Annotated in this window: 2 protein-coding genes; one reads left to right on the forward strand and one right to left on the reverse strand. The window is 68.9% G+C overall.

Annotated features, from left to right (window positions below; all coding sequences use genetic code 11):
• Window positions 1-246 precede the first annotated feature (246 nt).
• Complete coding sequence (locus ABNQ38_RS08915; RefSeq protein WP_377807123.1) at window positions 247-17,523, forward strand: tandem-95 repeat protein; 17,277 nt, start codon at window positions 247-249, stop codon at window positions 17,521-17,523.
• A gap of 50 nt (window positions 17,524-17,573) precedes the next feature.
• Here ABNQ38_RS08915 and ABNQ38_RS08920 read toward each other — a convergent pair whose 3' ends face one another.
• On the reverse strand, window positions 17,574-18,068 hold the full coding sequence (locus ABNQ38_RS08920) for a MarR family transcriptional regulator (protein ID WP_377807124.1): 495 nt from the start codon (window positions 18,066-18,068) through the stop codon (window positions 17,574-17,576).
• Window positions 18,069-18,199: the final 131 nt, after the last annotated feature.

Below are 18,199 nucleotides of genomic sequence, written 5' to 3' on the forward strand. Positions count from 1 at the left end.
CGAGTGACAAAGCGCTTCGCGCGCGGCCCTTCGGAGCTTCCGCGAAATCGGTAAAACCCAACGGTTGCAAGGGATTTCGTTGCACCCAGGCGGTCCCCTCAGGGTGGCGGTGACGAGCGGTTCAGCATCCAACCTGTTGAAACTCATCACAGGATGTTTCTTATCACAAGCAAGTTGGAGCGCTAGAACCTAGGATCGTGACGTGTGGTGCGGTGCGATTTTGCACCCGACTTATGGAGCGGTCCGATGGCTGAGGAAGCGGTTCAGGGTAAGGTCCCGGCGGTCGATGATCGTCAGATCCTGGACGATCTGACCCTTCTCCAGCAGGTCGACGGCACCCGCCTGGGCGGCGTCATCCATGAGGCAAGCTCGGTACAGCTTCAACGGCCCGACGATACGCTGGGCTATGTCCAGACCGACTATCGTGGCGCCGAGGATCTGATGGTGGGCGGCGCGGTGCAGACCGGTACCGTCGTCGGCGAATCGGTGGCGGTCGCCGCCGACCAGGCGGTGAACGCTCTGCTGCTGAACGGCGACGTTCTGCGCACCGATGGCACCCGCGGATCCGGCCCGACCGGTCCCGAAGGCTCCGGCCCGGCGGACGGGGAGGGCCGCGGGGCCGCCGGCAAGACGGCGGAGCGGGCGGAACTGCTATCGGCCGCGCGCACGACCTCGGCCTACGACCCGCTCGAGGCTGCGGCGTCGGACATCCCGATGCCCGGGACGCCCGACCAAGTGATCGACAACGGGGTGGTTCCCGCCGCCGAGGGCGTGACCTTCCTGCAGGCCGCCGCGGTGGTCGCCCCCACCGTCGCCGCTCCCTCGACGCCGGCCCTGGCACCGGTGTCCGACACGCCCAGCCTGACGGTGAACGGGGTGTCCGGTGACGAGGACACCGCCATTGCCCTGAACATCGCTGCCGCCCTGACCGACACCGGCGGGACGGAGGTGCTGACGGTCACCCTGGCCGGCATTCCGGACGGCGCGGTTCTGCGCGACGCCTCCGGCGCGGCGCTGACGGTGGTCAACGGCAGCATCGTGCTGACCGCATCGCAGATCCCCGGCCTGACGCTGACCCCGCCGGCCAACAGCGGCGACAGCTTCAGCCTGACCGTGACGGCCACCAGCACCGACGGCACCGCCGCGCCCAACAGCGTCACCACCACGCTGCCGGTCACGGTCAACCCGGTGTCCGACACGCCGACGCTCGGCGTCTCGGCCGTCACCGGTGCCGAGGATACGGCGATTCCGCTGACGATCAGCCCGGCCCTGACCGACACCGACGGGTCGGAGACGCTGACGGTCACCATCGCCGGCATTCCGACCGGCGCGGTCCTGACCAATGCGGCCGGCGAGGTGCTGACCGTTTCCGGCGGCTCGATCACCCTGACGCCGGGCCAGCTGGCGGGGCTGGCGATCACCCCGCCGCTGAACAGCGACGCCGATTTCACGCTCACCGTCACGGCGACCAGCCGCGACGGCAGCGCCGCGCCGGCCAGCACCAGCCTGCCGCTGGTGGTCACGGTGAACCCGGTGACAGATACCCCGACGCTGAGCGTCAGTGCTGCGACCGGCAACGAAGACTCCGCGATCCCGCTGACGATCACCCCGGCGCTGACCGATACCGACGGGTCGGAGACGCTGAGCATCACGATCAGCGGCATCCCCGCCGGTGCCAGCCTCGCCAATGCGGCCGGCGACACGCTGTCGATCAGCAACGGTGCGGTCACGCTGACGCCCGGCCAGCTGGCGGGCCTCCGGATCACGCCGCCGGCCAACAGCGACGCCGACTTCACCCTGACCGTCACCACGACCGCGCAGGACGGCACCGCCGCGCCGGTGAGCGTCAGCGCTCCGCTGGCCGTTACGGTAAACCCGGTGACCGACACGCCGACTCTGTCGGTCACCGCGGCGAGCGGCAACGAAGATACGGCCATTCCGCTGGTCATCTCGCCGGCCCTGACGGACACCGACGGCTCGGAATCGCTGAGCATCACGATCAGCGGCATTCCCGTCGGCGCGAGCCTGAAGAACAGTGCGGGCGACACGCTGACCATCGGCAACGGTTCGATCACGCTGTCGCCGAGCCAGCTGGCCGGCCTGACGATCACGCCGCCGGCCAACAGCGACGTGGATTTCACCCTGACCGTCACCGCCACCGCGCGGGACGGCGGCGCCGATGCGGTCAGCGTCAGCGCTCCTCTGGTGGTCACGGTGACCCCGGTCACCGACACGCCGACGCTGAGCGTTACTGCCGCCACCGGCAGCGAAGACACGGCTATCCCGCTGACGATCAGCCCGGCGCTGACCGATCTGGACGGGTCGGAGACGCTGACGATCACGATCAGCGGCATTCCGACAGGTGCGGTGCTGACCAACACGGCTGGCGATCCGCTGACCATTTCCGGCGGGTCGATCACGCTGACGCCGGGTCAGCTGGCGGGCCTGGCGATCACCCCGCCGACAAACAGCGATGCGGATTTCTCGCTCACCGTCACCGCGACGGCCAAGGACGGCGTCGCCGATCCGGTTTCGGTGACGCAGACCCTGGCGGTGACCGTCAACCCGGTGACCGACACCCCGACCCTGTCCGTGTCCGCCGCCCGTGGCGATGAAGACACCGCGATCCCGCTGACGATCAACCCGGCGCTGACCGATACCGATGGGTCTGAGACGCTGACAATCACCATCGCCGGCGTTCCGGCCGGTGCAACGCTGAGCGCCGGCACCTCGGTCACCGAGCAGAACGGCACCACCACCTGGACGCTGACGCCTCAGCAGCTTGCTGGGTTGAAGATCACGCCGCCATCGAACAGCGACGTGGATTTCGACCTGACCGTCACCGCGATTGCCAAGGATGGTAGCGCGCCGGTGGCGACGACGAGCCAGACCCTGCACGTCATCGTCGATCCGGTCACCGATACCCCGACGCTGAGCGTCTCCGCCGCGAGCGGCAACGAAGACACGGCGATTGCGCTGGCGATCAGCCCGGCGCTGACCGACACCGACGGGTCGGAAACGCTGACGATCACCATCAGCGGCATCCCGGCGGGTGCGACGCTCGCCAATACGCTGAACGGGACGCTGACGCTCAGCAACGGCTCGATCACGCTGACCCCCGACCAACTGGCCGGCCTGAAGATCACGCCGCCGCTCAATAGCGACGACGACTTCACCCTGACCGTCACCGCCACTGCCAAGGATGGCGTCGCCACTCCGGTCAGCGTCAGCGCACCGCTCGCGGTCACGGTGAACCCGGTGACCGACACCCCGACGCTGAGCGTCACTGCCGCGAGCGGCAGCGAAGACACCGCGATCCCGCTGACAATCACCCCAGCGCTGACCGACCTGGACGGGTCGGAAACGCTGACGATCACCATAGCCGGCATCCCCGCCGGTGCAGTGCTGACCAACACGGCAGGCGACCTGCTGACCATTTCCGGCGGGTCCGTCACCCTGACGCCGGGCCAGCTTGCCGGCCTGACGATCACGCCGCCGCACAACAGCGACGATGATTTCACCCTGACCGTTACCGCCACGGCCAAGGATGGCGTTGCCAACCCGGTTTCGGTGACGCAGACCCTGACGGTGACCGTCAATCCGGTTACCGACACCCCGACTCTGTCCGTGTCCGCCGCCCGTGGCGATGAAGACACCGCGATCCCGCTGACGATCAACCCGGCGCTGACCGACACCGACGGGTCGGAAACGCTGACGATCACCGTCGCCGGCGTTCCGGCCGGGGCGACGCTCAGCGCCGGCACCTCGGTGACTGAGCAGGACGGCACCACCACTTGGACGCTGACGCCTCAGCAGCTGGCCGGGTTGAAGATTACGCCGCCTGCCAACAGCGACGTGGATTTCGACCTGACGGTCACGGCCATTGCCAAGGATGGCACTGCGCCGGTCGCGACGACGAGCCAGACCCTGCACGTCACCGTCGACCCGGTGACCGACACGCCGACGCTGAGCGTCACCGCGGCGAGCGGCAACGAAGACACCGCGATCCCGCTGACGATCACCCCGGCGCTGACGGATCTGGACGGGTCGGAAACGCTGACGATCACGATCAGCGGCATTCCGGCCGGCGCCAGTCTCAGCAACACGGCCGGCAATACGCTGACCATCAGCAACGGCTCGATCACGCTGACGCCGGACCAGCTTGCCGGTCTGAAGATCACGCCGCCGCTGAACAGCGATGCTGACTTCACGCTCACCGTCACCGCGACCGCCAAGGACGGCGTCGCCAACCCGGTTTCGGTCAGCCAGACCCTGCCGGTGACCGTCAGCCCGGTGTCGGATACTCCTTCGCTGAGCGTCACGGCGGCGACGGGCAACGAGGACACCGCGATTGCGCTGTCGATCACGCCGGCACTGACCGACACCGACGGGTCGGAGGTGCTGACGGTTACCATCAGCGGTATTCCGGCCGGAGCGACGCTCGTCAATACGCTGAACGGCACGCTGACCGTTACCAACGGCTCGATCACGCTGACGCCCGACCAGCTCGCCGGGCTGAAGGTCACGCCGCCGGTGAACAGCGACGACGACTTCACCCTCACCGTCACCGCGACCTCGAAGGACGGGAGCGCCGCGCCGGCCAGCACCAGTGCGCCGCTGCTGGTGACCGTCAACCCGGTGTCGGACACCCCGACCCTGTCCGTATCCGCCGCCCGCGGTGAAGAAGACACCGCCATTCCGCTGACGATCAGCCCGGCGCTGACCGACACCGATGGATCGGAGACGCTGACGATCACCATCGCCGGCGTTCCGGCCGGTGCAACGCTGAGCGCCGGCACCTCGGTCACCGAGCAGAACGGCACCACCACCTGGACGCTGACGCCTCAGCAGCTTGCCGGTCTGAAAATCACGCCGCCGGCCAACAGCGACGTGGATTTCGACCTGACGGTCACGGCCATCGCCAAGGACGGCAGCGCGCCGGTGGCGACGGCGACGGAGACCCTGCACGTCACGGTCGATCCGGTCACCGATACCCCGACGCTGAGCGTCACCGCGGCGAGCGGCAACGAAGACACCGCGATCCCGCTGGCGATCACCCCGGCGCTGACCGATCTGGACGGGTCGGAGGTGCTGACGATCACCATCAGCGGCATCCCGGCGGGTGCGACGCTCGCCAACACGCTGAATGGATCGCTGATGGTCAGCAACGGCTCGATCACGCTGAACCCCGACCAGCTTGCCGGCCTGAAGATCACGCCGCCGCACAACAGCGACGATGATTTCACCCTGACCGTTACCGCCACGGCCAAGGATGGCGTTGCCAACCCGGTTTCGGTGACGCAGACCCTGGCGGTGACCGTCAATCCGGTTACCGACACCCCGACTCTGTCCGTATCCGCCACCCGTGGCGATGAAGACACCGCCATCCCGCTGACGATCAGCCCGGCACTGACCGACACCGATGGGTCGGAGACGCTGACGATCACCGTCGCCGGCGTTCCGGCCGGGGCGACGCTCAGCGCCGGCACCTCGGTCACCGAGCAGAACGGCACCACCACTTGGACGCTGACGCCTCAGCAGCTTGCCGGTCTGAAGATCACGCCGCCATCGAACAGCGACGTGGATTTCGACCTGACGGTCACGGCCATCGCCAAGGATGGCGGCGCGCCGGTCGCGACGACGAGCCAGACCCTGCACGTCACCGTCGATCCGGTCACCGATACCCCGACGCTGAGCGTCACCGCGGCGAGCGGCAACGAAGACACGGCGATTGCACTGGCGATCACTCCGGCGCTGACCGATCTGGACGGGTCGGAGGTGCTGACGATCACCATCAGCGGCATCCCGGCGGGTGCGACGCTCGCCAACACGCTGAATGGATCGCTGATGGTCAGCAACGGCTCGATCACGCTGAACCCCGACCAGTTGGCCGGTCTCAAGATCACGCCGCCGCTGAACAGCGACGATGACTTCACCCTGACCGTCACGGCGACCGCCAAGGATGGCGTTGCCACTCCGGTCAGCGTCAGCGCACCGCTGGCGGTCACTGTCAATCCGGTGACCGACACGCCGACGCTGAGCGTGACCGCGGCGACCGGCAACGAAGACACGGCGATCCCGCTGACCATCAACCCGGCCCTGACCGACACCGACGGGTCGGAGGTGCTGACGATCACCATCAGCGGCATTCCGGCCGGTGCGACCCTTGCCAACACGCTGAACGGCACGCTGACGGTCAGCAACGGCTCGATCACGCTCAATCCCGACCAGCTTGCCGGGTTGAAGATCACGCCTCCGCTGAACAGCGACGACGATTTCACCCTGACCGTCACGGCGACCGCCAAGGACGGCAGCGCGCCGGTCGCGACGACGACGCAGACCCTGCACGTCACGGTCGATCCGGTCACCGATACCCCGACGCTGAGCGTCACCGCGGCGAGCGGCAACGAAGACACGGCGATTGCGCTGGCGATCACCCCGGCGCTGACCGATCTGGACGGGTCGGAAACGCTGACGATCACCGTCAGCGGCATCCCGGCGGGTGCGACGCTCGCCAATACGCTGAACGGGACGCTGACGCTCAGCAACGGCTCGATCACGCTGAACCCCGACCAGCTTGCCGGCCTGAAGATCACACCGCCGCTGAACAGCGACGGCACCTTCACCCTGTCCGTCACGGCGACGGCCAAGGACGGTGTTGCCGACCCGGTTTCGGTGACCCAGTCGCTGCCGGTGACCGTCACCCCGGTGACCGACACCCCGACCCTGTCGGTTTCGGCTGCTCGTGGCGATGAAGACACCGCCATCCTGCTGAGGATCAGCCCGGCGCTAACCGACACCGACGGCTCGGAGACTCTGACCATCCGGATTTCCGGCGTTCCGGCCGGAGCGACGCTGAGCGCCGGCACTTCGGTCACGGAAAGCAATGGCACGACGACCTGGACGCTGACGCCCCAGCAGCTTGCCGGTCTGAAGATCACGCCGCCGTCGAACAGCGACGTGGACTTCGACCTGACCGTCACCGCGATTGCGCAGGACCGCAGCGCGCCGGTGGCGACTGCGACGGAGACCCTGCACGTCACGGTCGATCCGGTGACCGACACGCCGACGCTGAGCGTCACGGCGGCGACCGGCAACGAAGACACGGCGATTGCGCTGGCGATCACCCCGGCGCTGACCGATACCGACGGCTCGGAAACCCTGACGATCACGATCAGCGGCATCCCAGCCGGTGCGACGCTCGTCAACACGCTGAACGGCACGCTGACTGTCAGCAACGGCTCGATCACGCTCAATCCCGACCAGCTTGCCGGGTTGAAGATCACGCCTCCGCTGAACAGCGACGACGATTTCACCCTGACCGTCACGGCGACCGCCAAGGACGGTGTCGCCGCTCCGGTCAGCGTCAGCGCGCCGCTGGTGGTCACCGTCAATCCGGTGTCGGATACCCCGACCCTGTCCGTGTCCGCCGCCCGCGGCGATGAAGACACCGCCATCCCGCTGACGATCAGCCCGGCGCTGACCGACACCGATGGCTCGGAGACGCTGAGCATCCGGATTTCCGGCGTTCCGGCCGGGGCGGCGCTGAGCGCCGGCACCTACGTCACGGAAAGCAACGGCACCACCACCTGGACCCTGACGAAGGACCAGCTTGCCGGCCTGAAGATCACGCCGCCGCACAACAGCGACGTGGATTTCGATCTGACGGTCACGGCAATCGCCAAGGACGGCAGCGCGCCGGTGGCGACGACGAGCCAGACCCTGCATGTCACCGTCGATCCGATCACCGACACGCCGACGCTGAGTGTCACCGCCGCGACGGGCAATGAGGACACGGCGATCCCGCTGGCGATCAGCCCGGCGCTGACCGACACCGACGGATCGGAAACCCTGACGATCACCATCAGCGGCATCCCGGCCGGTGCGATCCTCGCCAACACGCTGAATGGGACGCTGACGGTCAGCAACGGTTCGATCACGCTGAACCCCAATCAGCTTGCCGGCCTCAAGATCACGCCGCCGCTGAACAGCGACGACGACTTCACCCTGACCGTCACCGCGACCGCCAAGGACGGTGTCGCCGATGCGGTCAGCGTGACCCAGACCCTGCCGGTCACCGTCAACCCGGTGTCCGACGCGCCGACGCTGAGCGTTACCGCCGTCACCGGCAACGAAGACACCGCCATTCCGCTGACGATCACCCCGGCGCTGGTCGACACCGACGGGTCTGAGGTGCTGACGATCCGCATCAGCGGCATTCCGGCCGGTGCGACGCTGGTCAACACGCTGAACGGCACGCTGACGGTCACCAACGGCTCGATCACGCTCAATCCCGACCAGCTCGCCGGGCTGAAGATCACGCCGCCGCTGAACAGCGACGACGACTTTACCCTGTCGGTGACTGCCGTTTCCAAGGACCGCGGTGCTGCCGAGGCGACCACGACCCTGCCGCTGGCGGTCACCGTCAACCCGGTGACCGACACCCCGACGCTGAGCGTCACCGCGGCGAGCGGCAACGAAGACACCGCCATCGCGCTGGACATCAGGTCGGCCCTGACCGATCTGGACGGGTCGGAGAGCCTGAGCATCAAGATCACCGGCGTTCCCGCCGGGGCGACGCTCAGCGCCGGCAGCTACGTCACGGAAAGCAACGGCACCACCAGCTGGACCCTGACCCAGGCCCAGCTGGCCAACCTGAAGATCACCCCGAAGGCCGACAGCGACGTCGATTTCACCCTGACCGTCACCGCGACGGCGACGGACCGCGGCCTGTCCCCCGTCTCGGTGCAGACGACCCTGGCCGTCACCGTCATCGCCGTGGCCGACAAGCCGACGGTCACCGTCACGCCGATCTCCTACGATCTGGCGGTCGGGCAGAACGACACGCTGACCGGCACCGCCGGCAACGACACGCTGTCGGGCGGTGCCGGCAACGACACCATCCTGGGCGGTGCCGGCGACGACGTGATCTATGGCGATGGCAGCGGCACCTTCACCGTCGCCCTGTCGATCACCCCCGCCGTGACCGACCGCGACGGGTCGGAATACATCTCCAAGGTGACGATCTCCGGCGTTCCGGCCGGGGCGACGCTCAGCGCCGGCACCCTCAACGCCGACGGCACCTGGACCCTGACCCAGGCCCAGCTGTCCGGGCTGACGCTGACCGCAAAGGAAGGCGATACCACCCACCCGATCACCCTCACCGTCGTCTCGACCTCGACGGAGCTGGAGAACGGCAGCACCGCCGACAGCGACCCGCGGACGCTGACCGTCAGCTTCGGCAACACGCCGAAGGGCAACGACAGCCTGGACGGCGGCGACGGCAACGACACCATCGTCGGCGGGGCCGGCAACGACACCCTGATCGGCGGGCTGGGCGACGACAGCCTGGACGGTGGCGACGACAACGACCTGCTGGCCGGCGGCCCCGGCAATGACACCATCGACGGCGGGGCCGGCAACGACACCGTCACCTATGCCGGCTCGGCGACCGCGGTGAACGCCAATCTCGCGACCGGGGTCGGCACCGGCGAGGGCACCGACGTGCTCCGCAATCTGGAGAACGTCACCGGTTCGGCCTTCGACGACGTCATCACCGGCGACGGCGGCGCCAACATCCTGCTCGGCGGCGGTGGCAACGACACCATCACCGGCGGGGCCGGGACCGACACCATTCATGGCGGGTCGGGCGACGACCTGTCGATCTTCACCGTCGGCACCGACGGCGGCACCGCGTCCGCTCCGGAGCTGCAGGACGGCGATGCCGGCATCGACACTTTCCGGGTGATGCTGACCACCGCCCAGCTGTCGAACGCATCGATCCTGGCCGACCTGCGCACCCTGCGCGACCGGATCGAGACGGCTGCGGCCGACCCCAACGCCGCGACCAAGGACACCGATGTCGCCAACGCCGCCACCCTGACGGCGCTGGGCATCAAGCTGGCCGATTTCGAGAAGCTGGAGCTGTATGTCGACGGCCGGCCGGTCGATGTCCGCACCGCGCTGAACTATGCCCCGACGGCAACGGCGGCGACCGCCACCACCACGGAAGACAACGCCATTTCCGGCCGGCTGGCGGCGACCGATCAGGACACCACCAACCACCGCACCGACGAAACGATGACCTTCAAGGGGCCCGGCGACAACGGCCAGCCGGTGCGCCTGGCGCACGGGACCCTGGTGGTGAACGCCGACGGCACCTTCACCTACACGCCGGACGCCGATTTCAGCGGCACGGAGACCTTCTCTTTCACCGTCACCGATGGTTATGGCGGCACCTCCACCGCCACGCAGACCGTCAAGGTGACGCCGGTTGCCGACTCCATCACGCTGACCACGCTGAACGCGCGCGGCAACGAGGATGCGGCCGGCGGCATCGCCATCGCCCCCACCATCACGCTCAGCGACGTCGATTCCGCCAGCCCGGAGGCGGTGGAGACGGTCACGCTGACCATGTCGGCCTCGCAGCTGGATGTCGCCGGTGCCAAGCTTTACCTGAACGGCACGGAGCTGACGCGCAGCGGCACGGGGACCTACAGCTGGACGATCCCGACCAGCGCCCTGGTGGCCGGCGGATCGGCCGGAACCTGGACGGTGTCCGGCCTGAAGATCGTCACCAGCCGCAACTCCGACGCCGATCTCACCTACACCCTGACGGTCGGGACCATCGACAGCACCAACGCCGGCACGGTGCGCGGCAGCAAGTCGGCGACCGGCACCATCACCGTCGATGCGGTGGCCGATGCGCCGACCGTGACCGCCGCCGCCGCGGCGACGGACGAGGACACCTCGGTCGCGCTGAAGATCACCCCGGCGCTGACCGACACCGACGGGTCTGAGAGCATCGGCTACGTCACCATTTCCGGCGTGCCGGCGGGGGCGAGCCTCAATCTCGGCACGGTCCTGAGCACCCAGGGCGACGGCAGCACCAGCTGGAAGGTCAACGCGGCCGATCTGGCGAGCCTGCGTCTGACCCCGCCGCACGACTTCTCCGGCACCATCACCCTCAGCGTCGTCGCTACCTCGGTGGAGCGCGAGAACAGCTCGACCGCCGATTCCGCGCCGGCGACCCTGACGGTGACCGTCACCGGCGTGGCCGACGCCCCCATCGTCATCCCCGCGGCGGCGACGGGCTTTGAGGACACCGCCATCCCGCTGTCCATCGATGCCCACCTGTCCGACGTGACGGGCGAGACGCTGGACCACATCACCATCACCAACCTGCCGGAAGGGGCGACGCTGTCCGCCGGCATCCACAATGCCGACGGCAGCTGGACGCTGACCCCGGCGCAGCTGACCGGCCTGACCTTCACCCCGCCGCCGAACTATTCCGGCACGCTGACGCTGAAGATCACCGCCACCTCGGTGGAAGGGGCGACCACCGCCACCTCGGCGCAGCAGTCGCTGACGGTGACCGTCACCGCCGTCGCCGACACGCCGGTCCTGTCGGCCTCCGACGCGGTGGGGCGCGAGGACACCGCCATCCCGCTGTCGGTGGTCGCCGCCCTGACCGACCGCGACGGGTCGGAAAGCCTCAGCATCCTCGTCGGCGGCGTGCCGGCGGGCGCCACGCTGAACCATGGCCATTACGATGCGACGCTGGGCAAATGGGTGTTGACCCAGGCCGACCTGTCCGGCCTGACCATCACCCCGTCGGCCAACTCCAACACCGGCTTCAACTTGACCTTCACCGCGCGGGCGACGGAAGGCTCCAACGGCGCCTTCGCCGACGCGGCGGCGGTGTCCGTCCATGTCGAGGTGCAGGGCGTGGCCGACGTGGTCACGCCGAACGGCACGCTGACCGCCCGCGGCGACGAGGACACGGCGATCAACCTGAAGCTCGGCGACCTGGTGATGACCGACAATGACGGGTCGGAGCGCCTGTCGCTGGTCGTCAGCAACCTGCCGTCGGGCTCCTGGCTGTCGCTGGCGGCCGGGCACGAGAGCGGTCTGGTCTATCTCGGCAACGGCCGCTGGTCGGTCGATGCGGAGTACCGCAACGAACTGACCCTGACGACGAAGAAGGACTTCTCCGGCACCATCACGCTGAAGGTGGACGTCATCACCACCGACAGCAACGGCGCGCCGATCGTCACCGTGAACGGCGTGACCTCCGGCGGGATGCTGAAGGACACCCGCGACCTGACGGTCACCGTCGATCCCAAGGCGGACGAGCCGGTCGTCTCGATCGGCGCCAGCGGGCTGGAGGATGCCGTCGGCGGCATTCCGCTGACCATCTCCGCCCTGACCGGCGACAGCGACGGGTCGGAGCACATCTCCTCCATCGTCATCTCGGGCCTGCCGGCCGGGGTGACGCTGACCAGCACCGATGCCGGCGCGCTGACCGCGAATGCCGACGGCAGCTGGACGGTCGATCCGGCGAAGCTCGGCAACCTGCGCCTGATCGTGCCGGCCAACAACGCCGACGATTTCACCATCACCGTCAAGGTGACGGCGATGGACGGCACCGACACCCTGACCAGGACCTACACCCCGACCGTCACCATCACCGCGGTGGCCGATGCGCCGGTGTCGCATGCCGCCGACGGCTCGGCGGTGCCCTACCATGTCGACGACCAGTCGACGACCGGCGTGCCGGACGGGCTGGTGCTGAACCTGAACGCCTTCCTGGCCGACACCGACGGGTCGGAAAAGCTGGCGGTCACCATCGGCGGCGTGCCGAAGGGCACGGTGCTGTCGCGCGGCATCGACAACGGCAACGGCACCTGGACGCTGACGGCGGAGGACTATACCGCGGCGCTGGCCGAGGGCGGCCTGAAGCTGACCGTCAAGGATGCGAACGCCACCGGCATCACCCACACGGTGGCCGGCAGCGTCGACACCGCCAGCGTCACGCTGACGGTCAACCCCTACAGCATCGAGAGCGAGGGCGACCGCAACACCAGCGTGTCAGACAGCTTCGTGCTGAGCTGGACCACCACGGCCTCCTCGGGCGGCGGTTCCACCGATCCGGGCAATGGCGGCAACACCGGCGGCGGCACCAGCCCGCCTCCGCCTCCGCCGCCCCCTCCGCCGCCTCCGCCCCCGCCCCCGGTGCTGGACCCCAGCGTCGGCAGCGACCGGCCGCATGCCGTGACCACCGCCGAGGATACGTCGGTCGCGCTCGGCCTGAAGGACGGGCTGGCGAACTGGCAGGACGTCTCCACCGTCACCCTGTCGGGCATCCCGACCGGCGCCAGCCTGACCAACACGGCCGGCGACACGCTGACCGTCACCGGCGGCTCGATCACGCTGACCAAGGCGCAGCTGGACGGCCTGAAGCTGACCCCGGCGGTGAACAGCGATGCCGATTTCACCCTCTCCATCGACGTGGTGTCGGGCAGCAGCAACGCCCACACCACGCTGACACAGGCCGTGACCGTCACCGCCGTCGCCGACAGCCCGCTGCTGACCGTGCAGACGGCGTCCGGCAACGAGGACACCGCCATCGCGCTGGACGTCACCGCCGCGCTGGCCGACACCGACGGGTCGGAAACGCTCGCCAGCATCATCATCGAAGGGGTGCCGGCCGGTGCCTCGCTGTCGGCCGGCTATCTCGACTCCACCACCGGGCGCTGGGTGCTGACGCCGGGTCAGCTGGCCGGGCTGAAATTCACCCCGCCGCACGATGCCAGCGGCACCTTCCAGCTGACGGTGACGGCGGTTTCGCGCGAAACCAGCAACGCCGACCGGGCGACGACGACCAAGACGCTGACCGTCGAGGTGGCGCCGGTCAGCGACGCCCCGGCCATTTCCGTCAGCGCCGCCACGGCGCTGGAGGACCATGCCGCCAACCTGTCCATCGACGCCGCGGTCACCGATCTGGTCGGCACCGGCGAGGTGATCACCGCCCTGCGGGTGACGGTTCCGGCCGGCTTCACCCTGTCGGGCGGTGCGTCGCTCGGCAACGGCGTCTACGATCTGACCGGCCTGTCGGCCAGCGACCGCGCGGCCCTGAAGCTGACGCCGCCCGCCAACTATGCCGGCACGGTGACGCTGACCGTGGAGGCGGCCGCCCAGGACGGTACGGCGGCCCCCGCTTGGTCGACCAAGAGTTTCTCTGTCACCTACACCGCGGTCGCCGACGCGCCGAACGTCACGGTCCATGACACGACGGGGGACGAGGACACCGCCATCGCCCTGAACCTGTCGGCCAGCCTTGTCGACACCGACGGGTCGGAGACGATGGCGGTCATCCTGTCGGGCCTGCCGGCCGGTGCTGTGCTGAACCATGGCTCCAACAACGGCGACGGATCCTGGACCCTGAAACCGTCGGAGCTTGCCGGCCTGACCGTCACGCCGCCGCGCAACTATTCGGGCGGCATGGACCTGACGCTGACCGCCACCAGCCTGGAAAGCTCCAACAAGGACACGGCGAGCACCACCGCCACCATCCACATCGACGTGACGGCGGTCGCCGATGCGCCGACCGTCATCGTCGCCAACGCCTCGGGCAGTGAGGACACCGCCATCGCGCTGAACCTGACGGCGGCGCTGGTCGACACCGACGGGTCGGAGACCATGGCCATCGTGCTGTCCGGCCTGCCGGCCGGTGCGGTGCTGATCGATGCCAACGGCACCACTCTGACGCCCACCGCCGGTTCGGTCGCGCTGACCGCCGCCCAGCTGTCCGGGCTGAAGCTGATGCCGCCGGCCAATGCCGGCACCGACTTCAACCTGACCCTGACCGCGACGACGACGGAAGCCTCCACCGGCGCCACCGCCACCACCAGCCAGCTGTTCCGGGTCAGCGTCGATCCGGTCGCCGACCAGCCCATCGTCACCTGGGCGCCGCTGAACGGCACCGAGGACACGGCCGTGCCGCTGAACCTCTCGGTGGCGCTGTATGACACCGACGGGTCGGAGCGGCTGGGGCTGCTGACGATTGCCGGCGTGCCGACGGGCGCGCTGCTGTCGGCCGGAACGAAGAACGCCGACGGCAGCTGGACACTGACGCCGGCCCAGCTCACCGGCCTGACCCTGACCCCGCCCGCCAACAGCGATGCGGCGATCACCCTGACCGTCACCGCCGTCAGCATCGAGTCCACCGGCAGCACGGCGACCAGAACCGTCACCGTGCCGATCACCCTGGCCGCGGTGTCCGACACCCCGACCCTGACCGTGTCCGCCGCGACGGGCAATGAAGACACGGCCATCGCGCTGACGATCAACCCGGCACTGACCGACACCGACGGGTCGGAGACGCTGACGATCACCATCAGCGGCATCCCGGCCGGGGCCAGCCTGAGCAACAGCGCCGGCAACACGCTGACCATCAGCAACGGCTCGATCACCCTGACCCCGGCGCAGCTTGCCGGGCTGAAGATCACGCCGCCGCTGAACCGCGACGACGACTTCACCCTGACCGTCACGGCCATCGCCACCGACGGCACGGCGGCACCGGCCAGCACCAGCGCCCCGCTGCTGGTCACGGTGAATCCGGTCACCGATACGCCGACTCTGAGCGTCACGCCCGCGACCGGCAACGAAGACACGCCCATCGCCCTGACCATCACGCCGGCCCTGACCGATCTGGACGGCTCGGAGACGCTGACGATCACCATCAGCGGCATCCCGACCGGCGCCACGCTGAGCAACAGCGCCGGCAACACGCTGACGGTCAGTAATGGCTCGATCACCCTGACGCCGGACAAGCTGGCCGGGCTGGCGATCAAGCCGCCGTCGAACAGCGACGCCGACTTCAACCTGACCGTCACCGCCACCGCCAAGGATGGCAGCGCCGCTGCGGTGTCGGTGTCCTCGACGCTCGCGGTAACGGTCAACCCGGTGTCCGACGCCCCGACCCTGACGGTGTCGGCGGCGACGGGCAACGAGGACGCGGCGATCCCGCTGTCGATCACGTCGGCCCTGACCGACACGTCGGAGGTGCTGAGCATCACCATCGCCGGCATCCCGGCCGGGGCCAAGCTGACCAACAGCGCCGGCAACACCCTGACGATCAGCAACGGCTCGATCACCCTGACGCCGGCCCAGCTGACCGGGCTGAAGATCACGCCGCCGCTGAACGACGACGCCGACTTCACCCTGACCGTCACCGCGACCTCGACCGACGGCAGCGCCGCTCCCGCCTCCACCGTGGCGCAGCTGGCGGTTACGGTCCTGCCGGTTTCCGACACGCCCACTCTGCTGGTCAACCCGGCGACGGTGGCGGAGGACGGCACGGTCGCCCTGTCGATCACCCCGGCCCTGACCGACCTGTCGGAAACGCTGAGCGTCACCATCGCCAACATCCCGACCGGCGCCCACCTGTCGAACACGGCGGGCGACGCGCTGACGGTCAGCAACGGCTCGATCACCCTGACGCCGGCCCAGCTGGCCGGCCTGTCGATCACGCCGCCCCACGACAGCGGCAGCAGCTTCACCCTGTCGGTCACCGCCATCTCGACCGACGGCACCGCCACGCCGGCCAGCCTGTCGCGCTCGCTCGCGGTGACGGTGACGCCGATCGCCGACACCCCGACGCTGACCACCCCGGCCGTTCATGGGTCGGAGGACACGGCGATCCCGCTGACCATCACCGCCGCCTCCACCGACACCGACGGGTCGGAGACGGTGACGGTGCGGATCGCCGGCATGCCGGCGGGTGCCAGCCTGAACCACGGCACGCACAACAGCGACGGCAGCTGGACCCTCAGCGCGGCCGACCTGACCGGCCTGACCTACACCCCGCCGGCCGACGCCAACGGCACCGTCACCCTGTCGGTCACCGCGACCGCCCAGGACGGGGCCAGCACCGCGGCGGTCACCCAGACCCTGGCGGTGACCGTCGATCCGGTGAACGACAAGCCGACGCTGGCCGCCGCCCACCCCACCACCGTGATCGCCGCCGGTGCGACCGACCATCCGGCCGTGGTGTCCGATGCGACGATCACCGATGTGGACAGCAGCGTCATGTCCGGCATGTCGATCCGCATCGCCGCCGGGTCGCAGACCGGCGACACGCTGAACCTCGACAGCCTGACCATCGCGACCGATCCGTCGACCGGGCGCAAGACGGTGGCCGGCACCGGGATCGAAGTCAGCTGGGACGATGCCAACCACCAGCTGTCGCTGTCCGGCACGGCCTCCACCGCGACCTACACCGACATCCTCCACCATCTGGCCCTGACGCCCAACGGCAGCGGCGCCCGCACGCTGGAGGTGACGGTCAGCGACGATCAGGGGCTGTCCAGCGACCCGCTGGCGGTGCAGGTGCTGGTCTCGAACAGCGCGACGATGACCGGCAGCACGGGTGCGGACATCCTGCATGCCGGCAGCAGCACCACCAGCATGTCCGGCGGGGCCGGCGACGATCTGTTCATCTTCGCCCCGCGCGGCGGCGACCTGACCATCAACGGCGGGGCGGGCTGGACCGACGTGGTGGAGGTCGGCGCCTTCGTCGCCAATGCCGGCACCAACTGGATGCAGCAGCTGGACGGGCATGCCTACACGGCGGATCCGTCAGGCCACGGCCTGACCTTCACCCAGGAGACGACCGTCACGCTGGAGGACCAGAACCATCACCAGCTGGTGCTGCAGAACATCGAGCGGCTGACGTTCTGATGGGATGGGGCGGAATGGCGGGGCAGGGGCAGAAGAGGCGGCAGGCGGGGTCAGGCGACCGGCGCGCCGTCCGTCTTCTCCCCTTCGGCTTCGCCTTCGCCGCTGCCCGTCTGCATGTGGGTGATGATCCGCTTCATCAACCGGCCCAGCATCGCCCGTTCGTTGGCCGCCATGGCGGCAATGGGCGGGCTCAGCGACTGGCGCAGGGGGTCGCGCTCCAGCAGGATCCGGCCGTCATCGGTCAGGTCGAACAGCCAGCCGCGCTTGAATCCGGGGTGCGGGCGCCGGGTCAGCAGCCCCTTGTCCACCAGGGTGGAGACGGTGCGCGACACCGGTGCCAAGTGGATTTTCTGGAACCGCGCCAGTGCGGTCAGGGTGCGGGCCGGCTCCGGCGCGTCATGGAAATAGCGCAGCGCCACCCATTGGGCCGGGAAAAGCCCATCGGTGAAGCTGATGCCATAGACAAGCCGGCTGACTTGGTCCAGCAAGGTGACCAGATCGTCGTCGGTCGACGGGTTGTCGCCATCCTCCGGCCTTTCCGACACGCGCTTTTCTCCCTCCCGACACTGCACCGAGCCAACCGGCGGCAAGCTTGGCGGTGGACTGTAGCGAAGTCAACGCGCCAGCGGAAGCGGCAGTCTTCGCGTCTGCGTGGTGAAAGTGCCGCGACGATTCG

Source organism: Azospirillum sp. A29, assembly GCF_042604625.1.
GTDB classification, from domain to species: Bacteria; Pseudomonadota; Alphaproteobacteria; order Azospirillales; family Azospirillaceae; genus Azospirillum; species Azospirillum palustre.